The organism is Variovorax sp. IB41 (assembly GCF_016405905.1).
In the GTDB taxonomy this organism is placed as follows: Bacteria; Pseudomonadota; Gammaproteobacteria; order Burkholderiales; family Burkholderiaceae_C; genus Variovorax.
On record NZ_JAEFCB010000003.1, the window covers coordinates 250,133 to 274,147 of the forward strand.

The following is a 24,015-nucleotide window of genomic DNA, read 5'->3' on the forward strand; positions in this document are numbered from 1 at the left end:
GACATGAGCTGGACCCCGAAGAAACCCATCGCCCCCGCGGAACTGCAAGCCCTGCTGCTGGCCGAGCCCATGGCGGCCCCCGTTGTCGAACTGGCGCTGCTCGACGTGCGCGAAACCCGCTGGTTCGTGCAGCGCCATCCCAACCTCGCGCGCAACGCGCCGCTCAGCGGGCTCGAACTGCAGATCGGCGCGCTCGTGCCGCGGCGTTCCACGTCCGTGGTGCTCTACGACGACTACAACGCGCCCGACGGCGCCGCGCAGGCCGCATCGGCGCTTCTTGAACGCCTGGGCTACGCCGATGTGCGCACGCTCGACGGCGGCCTGCAGCGCTGGGTGACCGAGGGCCTGCCCGCCATCGACGGCTACGGAACGCTGGTCAAGGCCTTCGGCGACCGCGCGCGGCTGCACTACGGCACGCCGGCGCTGCCCGTCGACGCCCTGCGCGCACGCCAGCGCGAGGGCCTGCCGACCACGCTCGTCGATGCGCGGCCGCGCACGGAGTTCGAATTCCTCTCGCTGCCCGGCGCGCGCAACCATGCCGGCACCGAACTCGCGCTGCGCCGCTTCGAGGCGGGCGATGCGGCGCACGTCTGGGCGATCAACTGCTTCAGCCGCACGCGCGGCATCCTCGGCGCCACCACGCTGCGGGTGCTCGGCCGTGCGCCCGATGCGGTGTTCGTCGAGGACGGCGTGATGGCCTGGGGCCTGCAAGGCGCGCCGACGGTGCAGAACGCGGCGCCCGACGACGAGCTGCCGCGCGAATCGCCCGAGGTCCTGCGCCGCATCGCCGACGAACTGATCGAGCGCTTCGCCCTTCCCGTGGCCGACGCTTCGCAGCTCGCCAACTGGCGCGCCGACGACACGCGCACGCTCTACATCTTCGACGTGCGCCCCGTCGCCGACCCGGCCTTCGCGGGCACGGCGGTGCAGCAGGTGCCCGGCGGCCAGCTGTTCATGCACTTCGAGAACCTCGTCGGCACGCGTGGCGCGCGCATCGTGCTGGTCGACGATCCGGCGCACCGCCTGCGCGCCGCGGTCACGAGCTTCTGGCTCACGCAGCTGAACCAGGCCGAGGTGTACGTCTACGACGGCGCGCTGTCACCCGAACAGGCGCCTCCCGCGACGGCAGTGGCCGCGACGGATGCGCCCCCGCCGCTCGGCCCCGAAGCGCTCGCACAGCTGCGCAGGAACGGCGCGGTGACGGTGATCGACGTGGGCGCGAGCCTCGACTACGAACGCGGGCACCTGCCCGGCGCGCTCTACATGCTGCCGGCCTCGCTGGGCCCGCTGGCCGCGCATGCCGTGGCCGGCCGCACGCTGGTCTTCACCTCGCCCGACGGCGCGGCCGCACGCCGCGTCGCGCGCGATGCGCAGCAGCGCTGGCCGGGATCGGGGGCGGTGTTCACCTGGCTCCAGGGCGGAACGCAGGCCTGGAAGGCGTCGGGGCGGCCGCTGTCGACCGCGTTCGTGCCGGCCCAGTTGCTCACCCCCTTCGACGACGACTGGGGCTCGGTCATGCGGGTGTTCGGCCCGCGCCGCGATGCGGCCTGGGCCGAGTACCTCGCCTGGGAGCGGGCGCTGGCCGAGCGGGTCCTGCAGGACCCGGCGGTGCGCTTTCGCTTCTTTTCTGCCGGGCAGGCTGTCTAGCGAGCTACCGGACAGGCGCCGGATCGGGCAGCTCGATCTTGATGTCGAGCACTTCGAGGTTGTCCTGGGTTTCCAGGTGCACCTTGATGTCGTCGGGATTGATCGACACGTACTTGGAAATCACCGCCACCAGCTCGCGCTGGAGTTCGGGCAGGTAGTCGGGGCGCTTCTTGCCGCTGAGGCTGGAGCGCTCGTGCGCGAGGATGATCTGCAGGCGCTCTTTCGCGACGCTTGCAGTCTTCTTCTTCTCGCCAAGCAGGAACGAGAGAAACGACATGCCTACTTGCTCCCGAAAATCCGCTTGAAGAAACCCGGCTTCTCGGCGTCGACGAAGCGCATGGGCTTCTCCTCGCCGAGAAAGCGGGCCACCACGTCGCTGTAGGCCTGCGCCACGTCGGTGTCCTTGTCGTGGATCGCGGGCACGCCCTGGTTGGAGGCATGCAGCACGCTTTCCGATTCGGGGATCACACCGATGAGCTTGATGCGCAGGATGTCCTGGATGTCTTCCAGCGAGAGCATCTGGCCGCCCGCCACCCGGTTGGGGTTGTAGCGGGTGATCAGCAGGTGCTCCTTGATGGGTTCGCCGCCATCCTTGGCGCGCTTGGTCTTGCTGCTGAGCATGCCCAGGATGCGGTCCGAGTCGCGCACCGAGGAGACTTCGGGGTTGGTCACCACCAGCGCCTCGTCGGCGAAGTGCATGGCCATCATCGCGCCGGTCTCGATGCCCGCGGGCGAGTCGCACACGATGTATTCGAAGTCCATCGCGGCCAGGTCGTTCAGGATCTTCTCGACGCCCTCTTGCGTGAGCGCTTCCTTGTCGCGCGTCTGCGAGGCAGCCAGCACGAAGAGGTTCTCGCACTGCTTGTCCTTGATGAGCGCCTGGCTCAGGTTGGCCTCGCCTTGAATGACGTTGATCAGGTCGTACACCACGCGGCGTTCGCAGCCCATGATCAGGTCGAGATTACGCAGGCCCACGTCGAAGTCGATCACGGCCGTCTTCTTGCCCGCGAGCGCGAGGCCGGATGCGAAGCTGGCGCTCGTGGTCGTCTTGCCGACGCCACCTTTGCCCGAGGTCACCACCACAATTTTGGCCATGGCCATTCCTTCTTGTTTCGATTCTGTTGTTGGTTTCAGAGCGCCGCGTGCGTCAGGCAATCGCGTCGATCACTAGCTTTTTACCGTCCAGCCGCACCTGCGCCGACTTGCCGAGCACCGCATCGGGCAGCGGCACTTCATTGGTGCGATAGATGCCGGCGATGGCCACCAGCTGCGCTTCCATGCAGGTCGAGAAGATGCGCGCCTCGGTGTTGCCGCGCGCCCCCGCGATCGCCTTGCCGCGCAGCGGCGCGTACACATGCACGTTGCCGTCGGCGATGACCTCGGCGCCGAAGCTCACCACCGCCGTCACCACCACGTCGCCGCCCCGGGCATAGACCTGCTGGCCCGAGCGCAGCGGCTTGTCGATCAGCAGGGTGCCGTTGGCCGGCACCGGCACTTCGCGAACGATCTGCGGGGCTTCGGCCGGCGCCTCGGCGGGCGGGGCCGGCGGCCGGGGCGCGGGAGCGGCAGGCATGGCCGCCAGCGAGAGGCCGGCGGCGCGGGCCGCGGCATTGTGGGCGTCGTTGCCGCCGCGCACCGCGATCGGCTGGGTCTGATGGCGCGCGAGAAGGCTGCGCAGGGCCGCAAAGTCGATCTGGGCGGTGGCCTCGCCCTCTTCGTCGTGCTCGGGGAGCTGCGAGAGGTCGATGACCACCGGCTCCTGCTCGAAGAAATCGGGCGAATCGGCCAACTGGGCGTCGAGCGCCTCGGCCAGCACGTCCAGGTCGGACGTCTTGAGGATCACTGCAATCAGCGGCAGCGTGGCGCTCTTGAATTCGAAAACCGCCTTGGTGCGCGCGGCGGAGACATCGGCCATTGGGAAAACGTCGGTGCGAAAAGCGTTGGAGTCTAACGGGCGCGGGCTTCCGGGCGGTGACCGGCCCCGCGTTCAACCGCCCGGGACAACACTTCTTGCACGACGTTTCATTTTTCCGAGGCTCAGGCGTTGCGCGATCTGCCCAGCAATGCGTAGAGGATGATCGCGCCGAAAGTCGCGGTCCCGATGCCGCCCAGCGCGAAGTCGCCGAACTTCAGCGTGAAGTCGCCCGTGCCGATGATCAGCGTGATCGCGGCCACGATCAGGTTCTTGTTCTGCGAGAAGTCGACCTTGTTATCGACCCAGATCTTGGCGCCCGCGATGGCGATCAGGCCGAACACCACGATGCTCACGCCGCCCATCACCGGCAGCGGAATCGCCTGGATCAGCGCGCCGAACTTGGGGCTGAAGCCCAGCACCAGCGCGACGAACGCCGCCACCACGAACACCGCCGTCGAGTAGATGCGCGTGGCCGCCATCACGCCGATGTTCTCGGCATAGGTGGTCACGCCCGTGCCGCCCGCGGCACCGCTCACCACCGTGGCGATGCCGTCGCCGATGAAGGCGCGGCCCATGTAGGGGTCCAGGTTCCGGCCGGTCATGGCCGTCACCGCCTTCAGGTGGCCGAGGTTTTCCGCCACCAGGATGATCGCCACGGGCGCGATCAGGAGCATCGCGTTGGCCGTGAACACCGGCGTGGTGAAGGTCGGCAGGCCGAACCAGGCCGCGTTGGCGATGCCGCTCAGATCCACCGGCTTGCCCATGCCCAGCACGTTCGTCAGCACCGCGTAGACGACAGTGGCCAGGATCAGCCCGACCAGGATCAACAGGCGCTGCAGCATGCCCCGCGCGAACACCGCCACCAGCCCGACGCACAGGAAGGTCACGGCCTGCATCCACGAATCGAAGTTGCTGGCCGCCATGTTCTTGATCGGCACGGCCGCCAGGTTCAGCCCGATCACCGCCACCACCGCGCCGGTGACCACGGGTGGCATGAAGCGCTCGATCCAGCCCGTGCCGATGGCCTGCACCAGCGCCCCGATGAGGATGTAGACCACCCCGCAGGCCACGATGCCGCCCAGCGCCACGGCGATGTTGGCGTTCGGCCCCTTGCCCGCGTAGCCGCTGGCCGCGATCACCACGCCGATGAACGCGAAGCTCGAGCCCAGGTAGCTGGGCACCTTGCCGCCGGTGACGAAATAGAAGATCAGCGTCCCGATGCCGCTCATCAGGATCGCGATGTTGGGGCTGAACCCCATGAGGATCGGCGCCAGCACCGTGGCCCCGAACATCGCGATCACGTGCTGGATGCCCATCGCGCCCGTCTGCAGCCAGGGCAGCCGTTCGTCGGGCGCGATGACCGCGCCGTCGGCCAGGGTGGACACCGGCTTTTCAGTCCAGTTGAACATTGCTTGTCTCCTCTTGTTGGTTGTGGCGGGCGCCCCGCGCGCTCCGGGGCGTGATTGTGGTCGATGAATCCCGCGCTGAACACACCCGCAAGACAAGAAGGAGCCGAAGGGACTGGCCCGCCGCACCCGGCTCAGCGCGGCTGCAGAACCGCCATCGTGATCCGCGACACGCAGGTCAGCTCGCCCGCCTCGTTCGTGAGCTCGATCTGCCAGACCTGCGTGCTGCGCCCCCGGTGCACCGGCCGCGCCGTGCCGATGACCCAGCCGCTGGTGACCGAGCGTATGTGGTTCGCGTTGATGTCCAGGCCCACGGCGCGGTCGCCCTCGGGGGCCGAGTAGTGCGCGCCGCAGGAGCCCAGCGTCTCGGCCAGCACCACCGACACGCCGCCGTGCAGGATGCCGTAGGGCTGGCGGGTGCGTTCGTCGACCGGCACGCGGGCGCGGATGAAGTCGTCGCCCACCTCCAGGAACTCCATGCCCAGCGTGGACACGGCCGTGCCGACGTGGTTGCGGGTCAGCTCTTCGACGGAGATCTCTTTTTTCCAGATACGCATTCGGTTCTTTCGGGGACAGGGTTTGCAGAAACTATAGCGACGGCGGCTGACAACCGCAGTCGCCTTTGCGTGCTAAGTTGGGCCGATGAAGCACCCCCTCCGCCGCTGGCTCATCGGCATCGCCGCAGTCCTCCTGCTCGGCATCGGTGCGCTGGTGTGGTTCGTGAGTTCGCGGCTGCCCAGCGACCAGGAGGTGGCGGCCCGCATTTCGGAGGGCTTCGAGCAGCGCTTCGGCGTGGGCCTGAAGGTCGGCGGTGCCCACTGGGCGCTGCTGCCGACGCCGGTGCTCGTGCTCTCTGACATCGCCACCGACCAGCCGCGCCCGGTCACCCTGCGCCGCGTCACGGCGCAGCTCAAGCTCTCGGAGCTGCTGCACCGCGTCATCGCCGTGGACGAGCTGGAAATCGAAAGCCTCGTGCTGCCGCGCGAATCGGTGCGCGCCTTCCGCGGCAAGGGGCCCAAGCCCCACGAAGGCGGCAACGTCATCGCGCTGCCCGCGCCCTGGACGCTCGCGGCCATTCCGCTGGAACAGGTGCGCTGGCGCGACGTGGTCTGGATCGACCGGCGCGACATCGCGCTCGCCTACGACGGCGAGATCGCCTTCGACGCCCATTGGCGCCCGCGCCAGGCCCGCGTGGAGCGCGCGGGGGCGACGCCGCCCGCGCGCCTGCGCCTGGACCGTGAAGCCGGGCAGGACCGCTGGCGCACCCGCATCGACGTGGGCGGCGGCACGTGGAACGGCGTGACGCTGTTCGAGACGCCGGCCGGCGGCAAGCTGCGCCTGTCGGCCGAGCTCGATCCGCGCCAGGTCGACATCGAGGGCCTGGTGCAGGCCTTCGGGCGGCGCACCTCGGTGGCGGGCAAGGTCAACGGCCATTCCACGCTCGTGGCCGAGGCCGACGAGGCCAACGAGCTGGGCGCGCTGATGCGCAGCATGCACACCCGCACCACCTTCTCGGTGCGGCCGGCCACGCTCACCAAGCTGGACATCGCCAAGGCCGTGAGCACCGCCGGCATCAGCCGCGGCGGCACCACGCCGCTGGACGAGCTCACCGGCACGCTGGACACCCAGGGCACCGAGGACGGCATCGTGATGCGCTACACCAACCTCAAGGCGCGCTCGGGCGTGCTCACCGCGAGCGGGAACCTGCGGCTCTTCAATCGCAAGATGGAGGGCGACATCGCGGTGGACCTGGTCGACGGCGTGGTCGGCGTGCCGCTGAAGATCGGCGGCAGCGTGAGCGATCCCGAGGTGTCGCTGACCGGCGGCGCGCTCGCGGGCGCCGCGGTCGGCAGCGCGGTGCTGCCGGGCGTGGGCACGGCCATCGGCGCGCGCGTGGGGCAGCAGGTCGAGAAGCTGTTCGGCGGCGGCGAGCCCGACAAAAAAACGGTCCCCAAGCCGCGCAAGCCCCCGGCATCGCAGCGCTGACGCTGTGGGTCAGGCGGGCTCGGGCTCGCCGGGCGGCTCCGCGATGGCCACGGGCTCGATGTCCTGCACGCGCGGCACCGGCCGTTCGCCGATCTGCTGGCGCCACATCGCGTAGTACAACCCCTTGCCTTCGAGCAGCGCCGCGTGCGTGCCGCTCTCCACGATGCGCCCTTTTTCCAGCACGTGGATCGTGCCCGCATGCATGATCGTGGAGAGCCGGTGCGCGATGAGGATGGTGATCTGCGTGCTGCGCGCCGAAATCTCGCGCACGGTGGCGGTGATCTGCTCCTCGGTCAGCGAATCGAGCGCCGAGGTGGCCTCGTCGAAGATCAGGAGGCGCGGTTCGCGCACCAGCGCCCGCGCGATCGACAGCCGCTGCTTCTCGCCACCCGAGAGCTTCATGCCGCGCTCGCCGATGGGCGTGTCCAGCCCTTCGGGCGACTTCTCGGCCAGGTACGCGCACGAGGCCTGCCGCATGGCTTCGAGGATTTCTTGGTCGGTCGCGTCGGGCTTCACCAGCTGCAGGTTCTCGCGGATCGTGCCCGCGAAAAGGTGCGTCTCCTGCGTCACGAAACCGATCTGCCGGCGCGCCTGGTTGTAGCGCAGGTCGCGCGTGGAAATGTCGTTGTAGAACACCTCGCCGCTCGCGGGCGTGTACAGGCCCACCAGCAGTTTCACGAGTGTCGACTTGCCCGAGCCCGAGGGGCCGACGAAGGCGATGGTGTCGCCCAGGCCCGCCTCGAACGACACGTCGTCCAGCGCGTTGTCCGTCGCGCCCTTGTGGCGAAAGCTCACGTCCGCAAAACGCAGGTGCGTGACCGGCCCGATGCTGATCGGCGACTCGGGCCGCCGCTCGATGGGCTTTTGCATCAGCGCCTCGAAATTCAGGAGCGATGCCTCGGCCTCGCGGTACGCCAGGATGATGTTGCCCAGCTCCTGCAGCGGCGCGAAGATCGCGACCGAGATGAACTGCATCGCGATCAGCTCGCCCGTGCTCAGCACGTCGCGAAAGATCAGCCACAGCAACGCGAACAGCACCGCCAGCTTCAGGAGGCTCAGCGTCGTGCCCTGCAAAAAAGACAGGAGCCGGATGCGCTTCACCTTCTGCATCTCGAGCGCGAAGATGCGCGTGGTCTGCGCCTGCAGCCGCCGGATCTCCGGAAAGGTCAGCCCCAGGCTCTTGATGAGTTCGATGTTGCGCAGCGACTCGGTGATGAAGCCCGAGTTGCGGTTCGTCTCGCGCGTGATCGAGCGCTGCTGGCTCTTGATCTCGCGGCTCAGAAGGCCCGTGAGCCCGCCCAGCACCAGCACGCCGATCAGGAACACCGGCACCAGCAGCCAGTGCTTGGTCACCGCGTACCAGATGAGAAACCCGATGCCCACGATGGCCGCGAACGCGGTGTTGATGAAGGCGTTGATGAAGCGCTCGCTGTCCGCGCGCACCTTCTGCAGCATCGAGAGCGTCTCGCCGCTGCGCAGGTCCTCGAACTCGGGAAATTTGAGGCGCAGCACCTGGCGCAGGCCGTCGTTGAAGATCTGCGTGCCGAACTTCTGCACCACCAGCCGCGTGATGTATTCCTGCAGCGCCTTCGCCAGCCGCGACGCGATCGCCACGCCCACCGCGAGCGCCAGCAGGCGCAGCACGCCGGAGACCAGTTCCTGCTCTGTCTTGCCGTCGCGGTGAATGGCGTACCGGTCGATGATCTTGCCGAAGATGATCGGGTCGACCAGCGCCAGCACCTGGCTGATGCCCGCCAGCAAGAGGGCGAGCAGTGCGAGGCGCGCGTGCGGCCTCAGGTAGGTCCAGAGGATGTGCATCGTGCCAGTATGCCCACGGCAATCCTCAGGGCGTGTGCACAGGCCACCGGGTGCTCCCCTCCGCGAATGTCCCCCGGCCTGCGGCCTCCTCCTTGATTTCGCTGCGGGGAGCACCCGATGGCCTGTGCACCTGGACGCGCTGCCGGTGCGTGGCCGATCAACGACGGCACTGAAAACGAGCACGCCGATGGGGTGCCTTGCGCAGCGAAATCAAGGAGGAGGGGCGAAGCCCCGGGGGACATTCGCGGAGCAAGGTACCCCGTCGGCGTGATCGCCGCCCTGAACAATCCAGACAAGGGCTACGAAAACGCCTTGATCACCGCCGGCACCGTCAGCACCGCCGTGTAGTAACCCATGAATTGCACACCGGTGTTGAACCCGATGGCGCGCGACAAGAGCCCCCCGAGCAGGCCCATCGTGAGGATCACCAGCAACCCGAGCAACTGGCCTTCCCACACGCTGATCACCACGATCAGGCCGACGAAGGTCGCGATGATCGCTTCGTGGCTCACCTTGCGCGAGACGAAGAGCGCCGCGCGGCGCGCGAAGTTCATCGTGAACGGATAGGCCACCAGCGCCGCGAGCACCACCGCCAGCATGCCGTAGCCCAGGAACTCCCAGTGGTTCAGGAGGTTGTGCAGGTTGTGCGTCTGGCCCGTCGCCGAATCGATGGTGAACACCGGTGGCGCATTGAAGAGCGGCGCGGCCGGGCCGGCCGCGACGGGGCTCAGCGGCAGGCCAATGGCGATCAGCGGGATCAGCGCCTCGGCGATGTAGGTCGCCTCGGTCACGCCGTTGCGCGCGGCCAGCGTGGTGGTCAGGCGGTGGTACGCGTGCTTGATGCGCGAGCCGACCAGTTCGCCCAGCACCACCGTCATCGCGACCGGGCTGAACACGAAGGTGGCGCTGGAAATCGCGGCGGTCGCGAAGGTCCACTTCACCTGGCTGCGGTCGAGCACCTTGAACGGATTGGGGAAGTAGCCCGTCCAGCCTTTCACGTCCGGTGCGAGCGAGAAGGTGCGCACCTTGTCGCGCTTCATGCGCGCCCGCGCCGCGGGCGAGATCACCGAGAACAGGTCCGCCACCAGCGGCCCGATGGCGATGCCGAGGAAGTAGCTGATGCTGAGCTTCACGCCGTACTTTCCGGTGAGCGCCTGCAGTGCCACGATCACCATGACGAACGGCACCAGCGTGGCCACCGACGCCCAGCGCCCGCTCGAGAAGTAGGCGATGGCCACGGCCGCCACCACGAAGATCCACGGCGCCGCCTTGGTGATGGCCGCGCCGTAGGGCGCGAGCAGCACCGCGAACAGCACGGCCAGCGGCACCGCGATGAAGGCCGCGATGATCGCGCCCGACACCATCTTGCGCAGCGCGATGTGCGGCACGCCCAGGTTGCGCAGCACGTTCGCGTCCTGCAGCAGCGGCGTGGCCATGGTGTCGCCCGGAATGCCCAGGAGCGCCGTGGGCACCGCGTGCGTCATGTGCTTGGCGACGGCCGCCGCCAGGAAGAAGGTGAACACGCCTTCGGGCGGCACGCCCAGCAGCACCACCAGCAGGGTGAGCGGCGCGAGCGTGGTGGTTTCGTCGGTGCCCGAGACGAGGCCGATGGCCGCGAACACGATGGCGCCCACAAGGCCCATGCCCGTGGCGACGAGGATCTGGTTGAGGAGTGCGGCTTCGATCACGGTGCGGCTCCTTCGGTGCCGCGAGCGCGGGGCTTGTACGACGCGAACAGGTCGTAGATCTCCAGCTCCTTCATCTCGCGCACCACCGAGGGGGGCAGGTCGTTGACCGAGCCCAGGTCGCCGTGCTCGCCGGCCAGCTCGGCCAGCACTTCCTCGCGCCAGCGCGGGTCGGGGTCCGTGCCTTCGACCACCTCGCGCTTGGGTGCGAAGAGCTTCGCGCAGATCAGCCCGGAGATGACGCAGCCGCCGAGCCCCGCGAGCATCGCGTAGGCGCGCGCCAGTTCGGGCGTGCTCACGGCGCTGGCGAGCACGCGGCTCGCCACGAGGTAGCCCGTGAGGCTCACGGCGACGCCGATGACGATCGACCACGCGAGGTGGCCGAGGTCGGCGGTGTCGCCCCATATCTCCACCAGCCGCCAGCGTGTGGGCGTTGCACTGTCTGCGTTCATTTGCGATGTCTCCGTCTTGGTTATGTGACGGCCGCTCTCGCAGCCGCCGCGGTTTCGGCCGCGGTCCGTGGTGCGGGGCTCTCCCGCCTTTTGCTTGCTTGCCTATTTCTTGCGCAGCGCTTCGAGCAGCGCCACCGCGCGGTCGGTGCGCACGTCGTGCTCGGCGGCCATCTGTTTGGCGATGCTGTCGATCTCGTCGCCCGTGGCGCCCGCGACCAGCGCGATGTTGCGGGCATGCAGCGCCATGTGGCCGCGCTGGATGCCTTCGGTGGCGAGTGCGCGCAGGGCGCCCAGGTTCTGCGCGAGGCCCACCGCCACGGCGATTTCGCCGAGCTCCTGCGCCGACTTCACGCCGAGGATCTTCAGTGCGAGCCGCGCGAGCGGATGCGTCTTGGTGGCGCCGCCCACGAGGCCCACGGGCATCGGCATCTCGATGGTGCCGACGAGCGCGCCCGTCGTGTCCTTCTCCCACGTGGTCAGCGATGTGTAGCGGCCGCTGCGGCACGCATAGGCATGCGCGCCGGCTTCCACCGCGCGCCAGTCGTTGCCGGTCGCGACGATCACCGGATCGACGCCATTCATGATGCCCTTGTTGTGCGTCGCCGCGCGGTAGGGGTCGATGGCCGCGAAGGTGTACGCATCGATCACGCCCTCGACCACTTCCTCGCCGCTGCGCTCGCGCGTGGCCAGCACCGCCGGGGCGAGCCGCACGCGCGCACGCGCCAGCCGAAGGTCCGCCAGGTTCGACAGGATGCGAAGGCGCACCGTGCCGCCCGTGAGCTTCTCGACCAGCGGCGACACCGCCTCGGCCATGGTGTTGACGGTGTTCGCGCCCATCGCGTCGCGCACGTCGACGATGAGGTGCATCACCACCATCGCGCCGCGCGGCGTGTCGCCGAACACATGCACCTCGATGTCGCGGCAGCCGCCGCCCAGGTCGATCAGCACCTTGTCGCGGCTGTTCGCCACGGCCAGGATCTCCTCGCGCGCACGCAGCAGCGCGAGCCGCGCGCCGTAGGGGTCGGTGATGCCGATCACCTGCACCTGCGCGCGCATCAGCGGCCCGGTGCTCGAGGCCTCGAAGCCGCCGCCTTCGCGCGCCAGCTTGGCCATGAACGATGCGGCGGCCACCACCGACGGCTCTTCCACCGCCATCGGCACGAGGTAGTCGCGCCCGTTCACGGTGAAGTTGCCGGCGATGCCCAGCGGCAGCTCGAAGGTGCCGATCACGTTCTCGACCATGCCGTTGGCGCGGTCCACGCTCAGCGCGCCGGGCTGGGCGAGCTGCGCCACTTCGTCGTCGGTGAGCGATGCGGCCTCGGCGATGTGGGCCAGGCGCTGCGCGGGTGTGAGGGCTCGGAAGTTGGGGATGCGGGAGTCGGCGACCATCGTTGCGTGTCTCTTCGGAAGATGAATTCGGGAGCAGGAAATTTAGGTCGGCTGTACCGCCGGCGGAAGGCACAGTTTGGCGGGACAGTGCGGACAGTGGTCCGTGAAAGCGGCCCGCTGTGTCACAGTCTCGGCCCATGACCACGATCGCCGATTCGCTCGCCGACACCCTCGCGCGCCAGATCGCGAGCGGCGCCTACAAGGCCGGCGACAAGCTGCCGTCGCTGCGCGAACTGGCGCAGCTGCATGGCTATGCCAAGAACACCGTGGTGGCCGCGTTCGAGCTGCTGGTGTCGCGCGGCCTCGTCGAGCCGCGGCGCGGTTCGGGCTACTTCGTGCTCGCGCAGTCCAGGCCCAAGCCGCCCGAGGAAGACGCAGGCAGCCTCGGCCGCGCGATGGACATCGTCTGGCTCATGCGGGAGCAACTCAAGACGCAGCCCGATGCGGTCGCGGTGGGCGACGGCTTTCCGCCCGTCGAATGGCTCGCCGATGTGCGCCTGGACAAGTACCACCCCAAGGTCGTCCGCACGGGGCTCGGCGCGCTGTTCCGCTACGGCAGCCGCTTCGGCTACGCGCCGCTGCGCGACCATCTCGTGCGCAAGCTCGCGGACTTCGGCATCGGCGCGGAGCCGCGGCAGATCGTGCTCACGCACGGCGCGAACGAGGCGATGGACATCGTCATCCGCTACTTCGTGCCGCCCGGCGGCAAGGTGCTGGTGGACGACCCGGGCTACTACCCGCTCTTCGGCAAGCTCAAGCTCGCGGGTGCGCAAATGCTGGCCGTGCCGCGCCTGGCGGACGGGCCCGACCTCGATGTGCTGGAGCAGTTGCTCATCGCAGAGCGGCCGCGCCTTTTCTTCACGCAGTCGCTCGCGCACAACCCCACGGGCTCCGACATCTCGCCGGCCAAGGCCTTTCGCGTGCTGCAGCTCGCGCAGAAATACAACCTGCTGATCGTGGAGAACGACCCGCTGGCCGACTTCAAGCCGACCGCGTTGCCGCGGCTCTCGGCGCTCGACCAGCTGGAGCGCACGATCTACATCGGCAGCTTCTCCAAGTCGTTCTCCGCGGCGCTGCGCGTGGGCTTCATCGCCTGCGGTGCGGATCTCGCGAGCGACCTCGCGGACCTGAAGGCGCTGATCCACGTGAGCAGCTCGGAGTACAGCGAGCGCACGGTCGATGTGATCCTGAGCGAGGGCCACTACCAGCGGCACCTCAACCGCCTGCAGACGCGCCTGGGCGAGGCCACGCGCAAGGCGTTGCAGCTGTTCGATTCGGTCGATGCGGAGGTCTTCGCGCGCACCCCGCAGTCGCTCTACATCTGGGCGGCGCTCCCCGGCGTGGCCGACTCGCTGGCGTTCGCGAAAGAGCTGCTGCCGCGCAAGATCGTGATGGCGCCGGGGCGCATCTTCAGCGTCGATTCGACGCAGGTCTCGCGCTGGTCGCGCTTCAACGTCGGCGCGATGGCCGATCCGCGTTTCGCGAAGGCGCTGCGCACCGCGTTGCGCAGGCGCTCCTGAATCAGCCCTTGAAGGTGCCGTGCCGCCCCGCGCCACCGGCGAAGCGCGCGGCGCCGGCTTCGCCTTCGGCAAAGACGATCGGCACGCCCTGTGCCCCTTCATGGCGAAGTGCCTCGGCCAGCGGCATGTCCCACTGTGCGTAGGCGGAGCAGCGGTCGGTGAGCATGCATTGCTGCGGGAACGCGGCGATCTGCAATGCGAGTTCCCGCGCCGCCGCGAGCGCGCCGCCCGGTGGCGTGACGCGGTTGACCAGGCCCATCGCCAGCGCCTCGGTCGCGGAGACGGGCCGGCCGGTGAGGATCATGTCCATCGCGCGCCCCATGCCCACGATGCGCGGCAGCCGCACCGTGCCGCCGTCGATCAGCGGCACGCCCCAGCGGCGGCAGAACACGCCGAAGACCGCATCGTCGTCGGCCACGCGCAGGTCGGCGAGAAGCGCCAGTTCGAGGCCGCCTGCCACCGCGTAGCCGTTCACCGCTGCGATCAACGGCTTGGACAGCGCCATGCGCGTCGGCCCCATCGGCCCGCTGCCGCCGCCATCGGGGTCGAGCGCGTTGCGCTCGTCCGGGTTGCCGACGGCCGCGAGGTCGGCGCCGGCGCAGAAGTGACCGCCCGCGCCGGTGAGGATCGCGACGCGCAGGGCCTCGTCGGCCTCGAAGCGTTCGAAGGCCTCGCGCAGCTCGGCAGCCACCACGCCGTTGACGGCATTGCGCTTGTCCGGGCGGTTCAGCGTGAGGGTGCAGACCGCCTGATCCGTGTAATAGCTCACGTATTCCATAGCCATGGATGCGTTCCCTTCGAGGCAAAATTACTTACTCAATAGCTCTGGTTCATCGTAGGAAATATTTCTCCGATGTGCAAACGTGGAAAAAATATGCAATGTGCCGGTCGCCATTCCGAGCGCGCCGGCGCTGATCCTCGACCTGCTCGTCGCGCACAGCGGCATGCTGGGCGCGCAGTCGCTGTGCCGCGCCGGCGCGCTGATGGGCATCGGCGAATCGACGCTGCGCGTGGCCCTGACGCGGCTCGCGAGCGACGGCAAGATCGAACGCGGCGAGCGCGGCACCTATGCGCTCAACCGCGCGGGGCCCGCGCTGTCGCGCGCGGTCGATGGCTGGCGGCAGCGCGGCGCGCAGGCCGTCGCGTGGCGCGGCGACTGGCTCGCGGTGCATGACGCGGGCGTGCCGCGTTCGGACAAGACGGCCTGGCGGCACCATGGCCTGGCGCTGTCGCTGCGCGGCTTCGCCCCGTTGCAGGCCGGCCTGCACATCCGGCCCGACAACCTCCGGGGCGGGCTGGCGGCCGAGCGCGAACAGCTGCAGGGCCTTGGCCTGTCGTCGAAGGCGCTGGTGTTCCGCCTTGCCGACATGGACAGAGGCACGGAGGAGGCCGCGCGCAAGCTGTGGAACGTGCGTGCGCTGGCGGCTGGCTACCAGCGCTTGCAGACCGGCATCGAGCGCGGCGAGAAGCGGCTGGACAGGCTGCCGCTCGAAGCGGCGGTGCGCGAGTCGCTGCTGCTCGGGCGCGCGGTCATCGCGCACCTCATCCGCGATCCGCTGCTGCCGGCCGAACTCATGTCGCCCGCGCCGCGCATCGCACTGCAGGCCGTCACTCGCCGCTACCAGGACAAGGCGCGCAAGCTGTGGCGCGCGTGGTTTGCAGAGGCCTGACCGCCGCGATCGCGAGCAGAAACTTCAGCCCAGTTCGTCGAACTGGACCACGCCTTCCTTCATGACCAGCGGAATGCGCTCGCCCTGTCCGAGCAGGCATTCGACATCGCGCAGCGGATTGCCGTCGACCACGAGGAGGTCGGCCAGCGCGCCCGGCACCAGGCGGCCCAGGCGCTCCGGCATGCCCAGCACCTCCGCGCCGACCACGGTGGCGCTCGCGATCGCCTCGGCCGGCGAGAGCACCTCGGCGCGGAGGCGAAACTCGTCGCTCTGCAGGCGCTGCGACTCGCCCAGCAGGTCGGAGCCGAAGCCCATCTTCACGCCGGCCTTCTTGTAGATCTCCAGCGAGCGCAGGCCCGCCTCGCGCACGTCGGCCACCTTGGCGACGCTCTCCTTGGGCAGGCCGAAGCTTTCGCCCTCGTTGGCCAGCGCGTCGTAGGTGACCAGCGTCGGCACCGCATAGGCGCCCAGCTCGGCCATCAGCGCGGCCGTGGGCGCGTCCACGAGGTTGCCGTGCTCGATGGTGCGCACGCCGCAGCGCACGGCGCGCGCGATGGCCGCGGCGGTATACGCGTGCGCCATCACGTAGGTGCCGCGCCCCGAGGCTTCTTCCACGATGGCGCGGATCTCGTCCTCGCTGTAGCCGAAGGCGCCCACCGGGTCGGTCGGCGAGGCCACGCCGCCGGAGGCCATGATCTTGATCTGATCCGCGCCCATCTGCAGCTCTTCGCGCACGGCGCGTCGCACCGCATCGACGCCATCGACCACGCGCGCCAGCGCGCCGACCCGCACGCAGGTCGAGCAGGTCGCGGCCGGATCGAGGAAGTCGGAGCGCCCGCGCATGTCGCCATGCCCGCCGGTCTGGCTCAGCGCGCGGCCCGAGACGAACAGGCGCGGCCCCTGCGCAAGGCCCGAGTCCACCGCCTGCTTGAACGCGAAGCCCGCGCCGCCCGCGTCGCGCACCGTGGTGAAGCCGCGCCGCAGCATGCCACGCAGCATCGGCACGCTGCGCAGCGTGATGAGCACGTTGGGCATGTGGACCTGGCGCGAGAGATTGAGCTCCACCGCGATCACATGCACGTGCAGGTCGATGAGGCCGGGCATCACCGTCTTGCCCTTGACGTCGATGACGCGTGCGGCCTTGCTCTGCAGCGGCTTGTCGGAGACCTCGCGGACCACGCCGCCTTCGACCAGGATGTCGTGGCCTTCGAGCAGTTCGCTCTTCAGCGGGTCGAGCAGGTTCGCGTTCCTGAAAAGAAAGGTGTTCGCCGTCGTCATGCCTGGGGCTCCTTCGCCTGTTGTTGCGCCATCACGGCCGGCACCGCCAGCTGCGCGAACACGCGCGCAAGCTCCACGTGGCTGTCGCCGTACCAGTTCTCCTCGTGCAGCATGTTGAGCGTGCCGAGCGTCTCGCCCTGCCAGCGCAGCGGAATGTTCAGCACGCTGCGGCAGCCGAGCGACACGATGAGCTCGTGGTCGTAGAACACGTCGCGCAGGTCCTCGGCGTTGCGGCCGATGTAGGGCAGGCCGCGCTGCATCACCTGCTGCATCCACGGCGAATCGGTGATGGGCTTGCGTCCGCCCACGGGGTAGGCCTCGCGCATGTTGGTGTACACGCGCTCCGATTCGCGCGCCTCGCGGTGGTGGACCAGGATGGTGAAGAGCCGGTGGCCGATGGTCGATGCGACGGCCTTGTCGATCGCGTCGAACGTGGCGTGCGGCTGCGCGGTGTCGGCATGGGCGAGCGCCACGGCCGAAAGAGAGTCTTCGAGAGGGTTGGTCTGCATGGTTATCGGAGGTCGTCAGGAAAGTTCGCCGGCCGCGATGTCTTCGAGCGAGCGGCCGCGCGTGGGAATGCCCATGAACGTGACGGCCGCCGCGCCCAGCAGCAGCACCGCCGTCGTCATGCCGAACACGCCCGCGAAGCCGGCCGTCGGATAGATGAAGCCCACCAGGATCGGCGCGGTGATGCCGCCGATGCGCCCGATGGCCGAGGCCAGGCCCGAGCCCGTCGCGCGCACCTGCGTCGGGAACACTTCGGGCGTGTAGGCATAGACGCCCGCGTAGGTGCCGTTCATGAAGAAGGACAGCAGCACGCCCGCCACCATGATCTGCGCGTCACTGTGCGTGAACGCGAGACCCAGCGCGCAGAGCCCGCCCAGCAGCATGTAGCTCACGATGGTGGCCTGGCGGCCGATGCGCTCGTTGAACCACGCGGCCGAAAAATAGCCGGGGATCTGCGCGATGTACATCACCAGCGAATAGCCGAAGCTCTTGGTGATCGTCATGCCGTTCTGGATCAAAAGGCTCGGAATCCAGGTGAAGAACGAGTAGTAGCTGAAGGTGATCGAGAGCCACATCAGCCAGGTCATGGTGCTGATGCGGATGAGCTTGGTGGAGACGAGCGTCGCGTAGTTCTTCAGCAGGCTGCCGCGGGTGGTGCTGGGCGGCGGGGCGGCGACGTCTTCGGCGTTGAGCGCGGGCAGCGCGTGGCCGTGGCGCACGTGGTTGTCCTCCATCGCATCCATGATCGCGAGCGCCTCGTTCTCGCGCCCCTGGCTCTCGAGCCAGCGCGGAGACTCGGGCAACGCGCGGCGCCACCACAGCAGCAGCACCACGGGCAGCGCGGTGATGAAGATGACGATGCGCCAGCCCTGCGGGTGTGCCGGCACGATGAAGTAGCCCAGGAGCGCCGCGGCGACGAAGCCGAACGAGAAGAAGCCCGCCAGCGCCCCCGTGAAGGTGCCGCGGTAGCGCCGCGCCACGAACTCCGAGAGATAGGGCGCGATGATCGCGCTCTCCGCGCCGGCGCCGAAGCCGGCCACGATGCGCAGCGCGAGAAAGAGCGTCCAGTCGTTGACCATGCCGCTGAAGAGCGAGGCCACGCAGTAGATCGCGAGCGCCGACATCATCACCTTGCGCCGCCCGATCAGGTCGCCGCAGGCGCCGGCCGCCAGCGCGCCGAAGAAGAAGCCGATGAAGTTCGCGCTGGCCAGCACGCCGATCTGCACGCTGCTGAGCCCCCACTCGGTGCGCAGCACCGGCAGCACGAAGGCGATGACCGCGGCGTCCATCGCATCGAAGGTGTAGCCCAGGCCTCCCATGAGGAGCAGGCGTCGATGGAAACCAGAGAAAGGCAGGCGCTCGATGCGCGCCGACAGCATGGTCATGGGAATCCCTCGGCTTCGGGTTGGGTGGGGTGAAGCGGCAGATCGTAGGATCGGGGGGATATCACCGCAAATTTATATGCGTGATTGTGTTTATTGAGCCGGTGAATGAACGGGACGCACGATGAACTACCGCAATGCCGACCTGAACCTGCTGAAGGTGTTCGAGGCGCTGATGACCGAAGGCAACGTCACGCGCGCGGCCAGCAAGCTGTCGCTCACGCAGCCGGCGGTGAGCAACGCGCTGCGCCGGCTGCGCGATACGTTCGACGACCCGCTCTTCGTGCGCAGCGGCGCGGGCGTCAACCCGACCCGGCGCGCCATCGATCTCTGGGAGCCGCTGTCGCAGTCGCTGCATGCGATCCGCGCGACCATGGACGTGGAGCGCTTCGACGCGCTGCGCAGCACCGCGAGCGTGAGCATCGCGATGTCCGACTACGTCTCTTCGATCGTGGTGCCGCGGCTGGCGGCGCGGCTGGGCAAGGTCGCGCCGGCGATGCAGGTCCATGCCATTCCGAACACGCTGGTGGATTTCGGCCCGGTGCTGGCCGACAACAAGGCCGACTTCGCGATCAGCGTCTACAACGAGGAGGTGCGGCGGCCCGCGTTCCTCAAGTCGCGGGCATTGTGGTCACCCGATTTCCTCTGCTTCATGCGCGCGGGGCATCCGCTGGCGCGCACGGGCAGGATTCCGCTCAAGAAATTCCTGGCGGCCCGGCATGTGGATGTGAGCCTTGTCGGCAAGACCACGCCGACCTACGACCTCTTTCTGCGCAGCCGCGGGCTGCAGCGCAACCTGGTGGCGACGGTGAACCACTACGGCGCGGCCTACGAGGTGGTGCGCCGCTCCGACCTCATCGCGGTGCTGCCGTGGTCGGAGAAGTTCGAGCCCTCGCGCCTGGCGGGCCTGCGCAAGATGCCGGTGCCGCTGGAGGCGCCGCCGCGCATCATCGAGCTGTTCTGGCACCAGCGGCACGAGACCTCGGCACTGCACCAGTGGCTGCAGAACACGCTGCTGTCGCTGTTCGAGCAGCCCTCGTGATCAGCCGCGCAGCCGCACCACCTGCGAGTCGTTTTCCCCCGCGTGCAGCCGCGCCACATCGGCCGCACGGCGCGTGAGCACCGCGCGCGGGTTGATGTAGCCCTTGTCGGTGATCTCGCCCGCGTCGAGGCTCGGCGGTTCGGCCAGTACCAGCGCGAAAGCGGGGCATTGCGACGAGCCCGCGCCTTCGTCGCGCAGCGACCGCAGCACGCCGGCGATGCGCTCGGCCAGCGCCTCGGAGGCGAGCGACGCACCCTGCGGGCTGGCGAACACCAGCATGCCGATCTCGTCGCGGTCGTGGCCGGTGAGCACCACGTCCTGCACATGCGGCGCGAGCATCGACACCAGCTTCACGCGCAGCGTGCCCACCGAGACCCAGGTGCCGGTCGAGAGCTTGAAGTCTTCGGCCACGCGGCCGTTGAAGATCACGCCGTGCGTGGGTTCCGCGGCGTTCGCGAGAAAGCCGGCGTCGCCGATGCGGTAGTAGCCCTCTTCGTCGAAGGCCTCCGCGGTTTCACGCGGCGCATCGCGGTAGCCAGGAAACACCGAGACGCCCTTGACCCGCATCTCCAGCTTCTGCCCGTTGGGCACGAACTTGAGCTCGAGCCCCGGCAGCGGCGCGCCGATGCAGCCGGCGCCGTCGAGCTTCCAGTGCGCCGAGGTGATGGCGGGCGAGGTCTCGGTCGCGCCCCACGAGGTGGTGAACCACAGCGGGCGCGTGGGCCGCACGCGTTGCGCGACCGCTTCGAGCCGCTGCCATGTCGAAGGCGCGAGCGCCGCCGCCGCATAGAAGGCGAGCCGCAGCCGCGAGAACACCTCGGTGGCGAGCGCTTCGTCGGCTTCGAGAAAGGGCAACAGCATGTCGAAGCCGCGCGGAACGTTGAACAGCAACGTGGGCTTCACCTCGCGCAGGTTGCGCACCGTCTTCTCGATCAGGCCCGGCGCAGGCCGGCCCTCGTCGATGTAGAGCGCGCCGCCATGGCACAGCACCATGTGCAGGTTGTGGTTCCCGCCGAAGGTGTGGCTCCACGGGAGCCAGTCGACCAGCACCGGCTTCTCGTGTGCGAGGAAGCGCCAGGTCTGCGCCATCATCTGCTGGTTGGCGCACAGCATGCGGTGCGTGTTGATCACCACCTTGGGCTTGCCGGTGGAGCCGGAGGTCAGCAGGTACTTGGCGTGGGTGTCGGGAAGGATGGTTGCGAAGGCTTCCATCACGGCCGGTGTTTCTTCCGTCGCGAGCAATTGGTCGAAAGCCATCGCACCCGGGTGCGCATCGGCGTTGCGGCTGAACACCGTGACGGCCTCCAGGCCGCAGCCCGCCAGCGCGCCGCCGTACACCTTGGCGTCGGACGCATAGATCAGTGCAGGCCCGAGCGCCTTCAGCATGCCGTGCAGCCGCGACGGGTCCTTCACCATGCGCGAGTACGCGCTGGAGAGCGAGCACGCTGTGCGGCCGATGTGCATCGCCGCGAGCATCAGCACCGCGTGGTCGATCGCGTTGTCCGAGAGGATCACGATGGGCTGGCCTGCCGGCAGCTTGAGGTCGAGCAACGATTGCGCCACCGCGCCCACGGCATGGCGCAGCGCGCGGTAGTCGAGCTTGCGCCAGCCCTCGCCGGTCGCGTCGCGCTCGGCGAATGCCAGCGCGTCGGGCGTCTCGCGCGCCCAGCGTTCGATCCATTCGCCGATGCAGCGCGCATAGGGCTTGAGCGCCTGCGGCGAGCGCAGCGCGAAGGAGCCGTCGTCGAAGTCGATGCGCACCGTGCGGGGCGGGGCGATGAGGTTTTCGTCCTGGAGGAAGTCGGTCATTTTTGTGTTCCGAGGTTTGGTTCAGGGCGGGTGCACAGGCCACCGGGTACTCCCCTCCGCGAATGTCCCCCGGGCTTCGCCCTCCTCCTTGATTTCGCTGCGGGGAGTACCCGATGCCCTGCGCACAGGGACACGCTGCTGGTGTGCGGCCGATCAACGACCACTGCTTGTAACGAGCACGCCGATGGGGTGCCTTGCGCAGCGAAATCAAGGAGGAGGCCGCAGGCCGGGGGACATTCGCGGAGCAAGGTACCCCGTCGGCGTGATCGCGCCCCGAACGCGCAGCCCACGCATCGACGAAAGGTTTTCATCTAGCCGAGCTTGCCGGTATCGGCCTTCGCGCGAATCAGGTTTAACAGCAGGGTGTCGCGTGCCGCTTCGAGGTCATTGGTGCGGCGCGTGCCCAGTTCCTCGGCAACGCCTTCGGTCACCTTCTGCTTCAACGCATCCGTCATCGACGGCGCGCCGAGGTCCTCCCACCAGTCCTGGATCGGTGCGCCCAGATGCGCGAGCACATGCGCGATGCCGCCCGCACCGCCCGACAGATGCAGGTTCATGAACGGCCCCATCACCGCCCAGCGCAGGCCGGGGCCGTGCGCGATTGCCGTGTCGATGTCCGCCACGCTCGCCACGCCTTCGTTGACGAGATGGAAGGCCTCGCGCCACAGCGCCGCCTGCAGCCGGTTCGCGATGTGCCCCTTGACCTCGCGCTTCACGTGGATCGGCCGCTTGCCGATGGCCGCGTAGAACGCCATCGTGCGTTCGATGGCCTCGGCCGAAGTCTGCTCGCCGCCGATCACCTCCACCAGCGGAATCAGGTGCGGCGGATTGAACGGATGCCCAAGCACCACGCGCTGCGGATGCGCGCAGCCCGACTGCACGCCGCTGATCGCAAGCCCCGACGAACTCGACGCGAGGATGGTCTCCGGCGGCGCGGCCGCGTCCATGCGGCGGAACAGGTCGATCTTGAAGTCCATGCGCTCGGGGCCGTTCTCCTGCACGAAGTCGGCGACGGACACCGCGTCTTCCAGGCTGTCGTGAAAGCGCAGCCGGTCCACCGAGGCACCGTCGGCAAGGCCGAAGCGCGCGAGCGTCGGCCAGTGCTGCGCCACCGCGGCGCGCAGCCGGTCTTCGGCGCCGGGCGACGGATCGGTCGCGTTCACATCGAGCCCGTGCGCGAGGAAGTACGCGGCCCAGCTCGCGCCGATCACGCCGGTGCCGACGACCGCGACACGTTGCACATTCAGGAGGGTCATGATTTCCACCGCGCGCAGCGGCTCTCTGCCTTCGTCGTCCATGCGGCCTCGCCGCGGATCGGCTCGACCACCTTGTAGTAGTCCCACGGCTCTTTCGATTCGTCGGGCGTCTTCACCTGCATCAGCTGCATGTCGTGCACCATGAGGCCGTCGTCGCGCAGCCACCCGCCCTTGACGAACATGTCGTTGAACTTCGTCCGGCGAAGTTGCGCCATCACCTTGTCGGCATCGTCGCTGCCCGCGGCCTTCACCGCCTGCAGGTACTGCAGCGCGGCCGAGTAGTCGCCGGCGTGGAAGGAGGAGGGCATGCGCTTGTGCTTGTCGAAGAAGCGCCGCGCCCAGGTGCGCGCCTCGGGGCTCTGGTTCCAGTACCAGCTGTCGGTGAGGTACATGCCCTGCGAGGTCTTCAGGCCCAGCGCGTGCACGTCGTTGATGGTGATGATCATGCCGGCCAGCTTCATGTTCTTGCTGATGCCGAATTCCGCGGCCGACTTGATCGCGTTCACCGTGTCGCCGCCCGCGTTGGCGAGCGCCAGCACCTGCGCCTTGGAGCCTTGCGCCTGCAGCATGAACGACGAGAAATCGCTCGCGCCCAGCGGGTGCTTGACCGAGCCCGCGACCGTGCCGCCGCTGGCGTTGATGATCTTGGCCGCATCGGTCTGCAGCGCGGCGCCGAAGGCGTAGTCGGCGGTCACGAAGTACCAGCTCTTGCCGCCCGCCTTGACCACCGCGCTCGCGGTGCCGCGCGCCATGGCCACCGTGTCGTAGGCGTAGTGCACCGTGTAGGGCGAGCAGTATTCGTTGGTGAGGCTCGATGCGCCCGAGCCGACCACGAAGTACGGCTTTTTCTTGTCGGCCGCCACGCCCGCCATGGCGATGGCCGCGCCGGAGTTGACGCCCGCGATCAGCATGTCGACCTTCTGCACGTCGAACCATTCGCGCGCCTTGGCCGCGGCGATGTCGGGCTTGTTCTGATGGTCGGCGGTGACCAGCTCGATCTTCTTGCCGTCGATCGCGCCGCCCATGTCGGCGATCGCCATGCGGATGGCCTCCGCGCCGGCCGGGCCGTCGTAGTCGCGGTAGATGCCCGACATGTCGCTGATGAAGCCGATGCGGATGGTGTCGTCCGACACCTGCGCCGAAGCGCCGGTGGTGGCGAAGGCGGCGCCGAGTGCGATGGCCAGCGCAGTACGCGAGAGATGGGTGTTCATGGTCTTGTCTCCGGTCGTTGTAGTTGTTCGTTCGATCGTTTG

General features: G+C 68.6%; 21 protein-coding genes. 5 read left to right on the plus strand and 16 right to left on the minus strand.

Annotation, left to right across the window (positions count from 1 at the left end):
* Nucleotides 1–3 precede the first annotated feature (3 nt).
* Entirely contained in the window at nucleotides 4–1,647 is a 1,644-nt protein-coding gene (locus JC881_RS09820; RefSeq protein WP_198785523.1) for a rhodanese-like domain-containing protein, read from the plus strand.
* 4 nt (nucleotides 1,648–1,651) lie between these two features.
* On the opposite strand, the gene minE is transcribed toward JC881_RS09820, so the two are convergent.
* The 5 genes from minE to JC881_RS09845 form a co-directional block, all read right to left on the minus strand.
* Nucleotides 1,652–1,924: a cell division topological specificity factor MinE gene (gene minE, locus JC881_RS09825; protein ID WP_198785524.1), complete on the minus strand. Its 273-nt coding sequence runs from the start codon at nucleotides 1,922–1,924 to the stop codon at nucleotides 1,652–1,654.
* A gap of 2 nt (nucleotides 1,925–1,926) precedes the next feature.
* Complete coding sequence (gene minD, locus JC881_RS09830) at nucleotides 1,927–2,742, minus strand: septum site-determining protein MinD (protein ID WP_198785525.1); 816 nt, start codon at nucleotides 2,740–2,742, stop codon at nucleotides 1,927–1,929.
* A 52-nt stretch (nucleotides 2,743–2,794) separates the two neighbouring features.
* Nucleotides 2,795–3,562, minus strand: a complete 768-nt coding sequence (gene minC / locus JC881_RS09835) for a septum site-determining protein MinC (protein ID WP_198785526.1) — start codon at nucleotides 3,560–3,562, stop codon at nucleotides 2,795–2,797.
* A gap of 122 nt (nucleotides 3,563–3,684) precedes the next feature.
* On the minus strand, nucleotides 3,685–4,971 hold the full coding sequence (locus JC881_RS09840; protein WP_198785527.1) for a solute carrier family 23 protein: 1,287 nt from the start codon (nucleotides 4,969–4,971) through the stop codon (nucleotides 3,685–3,687).
* A 131-nt stretch (nucleotides 4,972–5,102) separates the two neighbouring features.
* Entirely contained in the window at nucleotides 5,103–5,525 is a 423-nt protein-coding gene (locus JC881_RS09845; protein ID WP_198785528.1) for a hotdog fold thioesterase, read from the minus strand.
* An 85-nt stretch (nucleotides 5,526–5,610) separates the two neighbouring features.
* Between JC881_RS09845 and JC881_RS09850 the strand changes: the two genes are divergently transcribed.
* On the plus strand, nucleotides 5,611–6,954 hold the full coding sequence (locus JC881_RS09850; RefSeq protein WP_198785529.1) for a hypothetical protein: 1,344 nt from the start codon (nucleotides 5,611–5,613) through the stop codon (nucleotides 6,952–6,954).
* 9 nt (nucleotides 6,955–6,963) lie between these two features.
* On the opposite strand, the gene JC881_RS09855 is transcribed toward JC881_RS09850, so the two are convergent.
* The 4 genes from JC881_RS09855 to JC881_RS09870 form a co-directional block, all read right to left on the minus strand.
* Nucleotides 6,964–8,772 (minus strand): ABC transporter ATP-binding protein, encoded by a 1,809-nt coding sequence (locus JC881_RS09855; protein WP_198785530.1) that lies wholly within the window; start codon nucleotides 8,770–8,772, stop codon nucleotides 6,964–6,966.
* Between the two features lie 299 nt (nucleotides 8,773–9,071).
* Nucleotides 9,072–10,457 carry a tripartite tricarboxylate transporter permease gene (locus JC881_RS09860; protein ID WP_443083338.1) on the minus strand — a complete coding sequence of 462 codons (1,386 nt, stop codon included), beginning with the start codon at nucleotides 10,455–10,457 and terminating at the stop codon, nucleotides 9,072–9,074.
* Nucleotides 10,457–10,909, minus strand: coding sequence for a hypothetical protein (locus JC881_RS09865; protein WP_198785532.1), 453 nt, complete (start codon nucleotides 10,907–10,909; stop codon nucleotides 10,457–10,459). Before JC881_RS09865 ends, JC881_RS09860 begins: the two co-directional genes overlap by 1 nt.
* A gap of 102 nt (nucleotides 10,910–11,011) precedes the next feature.
* A complete protein-coding gene (locus JC881_RS09870; protein ID WP_198785533.1) occupies nucleotides 11,012–12,298 on the minus strand; it encodes a hydroxymethylglutaryl-CoA reductase, degradative in 1,287 nt (428 codons plus the stop codon).
* 137 nt (nucleotides 12,299–12,435) lie between these two features.
* Between JC881_RS09870 and JC881_RS09875 the strand changes: the two genes are divergently transcribed.
* Entirely contained in the window at nucleotides 12,436–13,818 is a 1,383-nt protein-coding gene (locus tag JC881_RS09875; protein ID WP_198785534.1) for an aminotransferase-like domain-containing protein, read from the plus strand.
* Between the two features lies 1 nt (nucleotide 13,819).
* Here the strand turns inward: JC881_RS09875 and JC881_RS09880 are convergent, their stop codons facing one another.
* Complete coding sequence (locus JC881_RS09880) at nucleotides 13,820–14,602, minus strand: crotonase/enoyl-CoA hydratase family protein (RefSeq protein WP_443083337.1); 783 nt, start codon at nucleotides 14,600–14,602, stop codon at nucleotides 13,820–13,822.
* 97 nt (nucleotides 14,603–14,699) lie between these two features.
* Here JC881_RS09880 and JC881_RS09885 point away from each other — a divergent pair, with 97 nt between their 5' ends.
* Nucleotides 14,700–15,488, plus strand: coding sequence for a PaaX family transcriptional regulator (locus JC881_RS09885; RefSeq protein ID WP_332875214.1), 789 nt, complete (start codon nucleotides 14,700–14,702; stop codon nucleotides 15,486–15,488).
* 24 nt (nucleotides 15,489–15,512) lie between these two features.
* Here JC881_RS09885 and JC881_RS09890 read toward each other — a convergent pair whose 3' ends face one another.
* The 3 genes from JC881_RS09890 to JC881_RS09900 are packed head-to-tail and all read right to left on the minus strand — an operon-like array spanning nucleotide 15,513 to nucleotide 18,658.
* A complete protein-coding gene (locus JC881_RS09890; protein ID WP_198785536.1) occupies nucleotides 15,513–16,766 on the minus strand; it encodes a metal-dependent hydrolase family protein in 1,254 nt (417 codons plus the stop codon).
* A complete protein-coding gene (locus JC881_RS09895; protein WP_198785537.1) occupies nucleotides 16,763–17,275 on the minus strand; it encodes a GAF domain-containing protein in 513 nt (170 codons plus the stop codon). The genes JC881_RS09890 and JC881_RS09895 overlap by 4 nt, the downstream gene beginning before the upstream one ends.
* A 15-nt stretch (nucleotides 17,276–17,290) precedes the next feature.
* Entirely contained in the window at nucleotides 17,291–18,658 is a 1,368-nt protein-coding gene (locus tag JC881_RS09900) for an MFS transporter (RefSeq protein WP_198785538.1), read from the minus strand.
* 121 nt (nucleotides 18,659–18,779) lie between these two features.
* Between JC881_RS09900 and JC881_RS09905 the strand changes: the two genes are divergently transcribed.
* Nucleotides 18,780–19,697 (plus strand): LysR family transcriptional regulator, encoded by a 918-nt coding sequence (locus tag JC881_RS09905; protein ID WP_198785539.1) that lies wholly within the window; start codon nucleotides 18,780–18,782, stop codon nucleotides 19,695–19,697.
* Here JC881_RS09905 and JC881_RS09910 read toward each other — a convergent pair whose 3' ends face one another.
* The 3 genes from JC881_RS09910 to JC881_RS09920 form a co-directional block, all read right to left on the minus strand.
* Nucleotides 19,698–21,506: a feruloyl-CoA synthase gene (locus tag JC881_RS09910; protein ID WP_198785540.1), complete on the minus strand. Its 1,809-nt coding sequence runs from the start codon at nucleotides 21,504–21,506 to the stop codon at nucleotides 19,698–19,700.
* Nucleotides 21,507–21,817: 311 nt separating this feature from the next.
* Nucleotides 21,818–22,804, minus strand: a complete 987-nt coding sequence (locus JC881_RS09915) for a 3-hydroxyacyl-CoA dehydrogenase NAD-binding domain-containing protein (protein WP_198785541.1) — start codon at nucleotides 22,802–22,804, stop codon at nucleotides 21,818–21,820.
* On the minus strand, nucleotides 22,759–23,973 hold the full coding sequence (locus tag JC881_RS09920; protein ID WP_198785542.1) for an ABC transporter substrate-binding protein: 1,215 nt from the start codon (nucleotides 23,971–23,973) through the stop codon (nucleotides 22,759–22,761). Before JC881_RS09920 ends, JC881_RS09915 begins: the two co-directional genes overlap by 46 nt.
* Nucleotides 23,974–24,015: the final 42 nt, after the last annotated feature.

What these genes read in the sequence shown, in the direction of transcription:
- minE (WP_198785524.1), bottom strand. Translation starts at nt 1,924, where the DNA reads ATGTCGTTTCTCTCGTTCCTGCTTGGCGAGAAGAAGAAGACTGCAAGC.
- JC881_RS09895 (WP_198785537.1), bottom strand. Translation starts at nt 17,275, where the DNA reads ATGCAGACCAACCCTCTCGAAGACTCTCTTTCGGCCGTGGCGCTCGCC.
- JC881_RS09875 (WP_198785534.1), top strand. Translation starts at nt 12,436, where the DNA reads ATGACCACGATCGCCGATTCGCTCGCCGACACCCTCGCGCGCCAGATC.
- JC881_RS09820 (WP_198785523.1), top strand. Translation starts at nt 4, where the DNA reads ATGAGCTGGACCCCGAAGAAACCCATCGCCCCCGCGGAACTGCAAGCC.
- minD (WP_198785525.1), bottom strand. Translation starts at nt 2,742, where the DNA reads ATGGCCAAAATTGTGGTGGTGACCTCGGGCAAAGGTGGCGTCGGCAAG.
- JC881_RS09845 (WP_198785528.1), bottom strand. Translation starts at nt 5,525, where the DNA reads ATGCGTATCTGGAAAAAAGAGATCTCCGTCGAAGAGCTGACCCGCAAC.
- JC881_RS09915 (WP_198785541.1), bottom strand. Translation starts at nt 22,804, where the DNA reads ATGGACGACGAAGGCAGAGAGCCGCTGCGCGCGGTGGAAATCATGACC.
- minC (WP_198785526.1), bottom strand. Translation starts at nt 3,562, where the DNA reads ATGGCCGATGTCTCCGCCGCGCGCACCAAGGCGGTTTTCGAATTCAAG.
- JC881_RS09920 (WP_198785542.1), bottom strand. Translation starts at nt 23,973, where the DNA reads ATGAACACCCATCTCTCGCGTACTGCGCTGGCCATCGCACTCGGCGCC.
- JC881_RS09855 (WP_198785530.1), bottom strand. Translation starts at nt 8,772, where the DNA reads ATGCACATCCTCTGGACCTACCTGAGGCCGCACGCGCGCCTCGCACTG.
- JC881_RS09910 (WP_198785540.1), bottom strand. Translation starts at nt 21,506, where the DNA reads ATGACCGACTTCCTCCAGGACGAAAACCTCATCGCCCCGCCCCGCACG.
- JC881_RS09905 (WP_198785539.1), top strand. Translation starts at nt 18,780, where the DNA reads ATGAACTACCGCAATGCCGACCTGAACCTGCTGAAGGTGTTCGAGGCG.
- JC881_RS09870 (WP_198785533.1), bottom strand. Translation starts at nt 12,298, where the DNA reads ATGGTCGCCGACTCCCGCATCCCCAACTTCCGAGCCCTCACACCCGCG.
- JC881_RS09850 (WP_198785529.1), top strand. Translation starts at nt 5,611, where the DNA reads ATGAAGCACCCCCTCCGCCGCTGGCTCATCGGCATCGCCGCAGTCCTC.
- JC881_RS09865 (WP_198785532.1), bottom strand. Translation starts at nt 10,909, where the DNA reads ATGAACGCAGACAGTGCAACGCCCACACGCTGGCGGCTGGTGGAGATA.
- JC881_RS09890 (WP_198785536.1), bottom strand. Translation starts at nt 16,766, where the DNA reads ATGACGACGGCGAACACCTTTCTTTTCAGGAACGCGAACCTGCTCGAC.
- JC881_RS09900 (WP_198785538.1), bottom strand. Translation starts at nt 18,658, where the DNA reads ATGACCATGCTGTCGGCGCGCATCGAGCGCCTGCCTTTCTCTGGTTTC.
- JC881_RS09880 (WP_443083337.1), bottom strand. Translation starts at nt 14,602, where the DNA reads ATGGCTATGGAATACGTGAGCTATTACACGGATCAGGCGGTCTGCACC.
- JC881_RS09840 (WP_198785527.1), bottom strand. Translation starts at nt 4,971, where the DNA reads ATGTTCAACTGGACTGAAAAGCCGGTGTCCACCCTGGCCGACGGCGCG.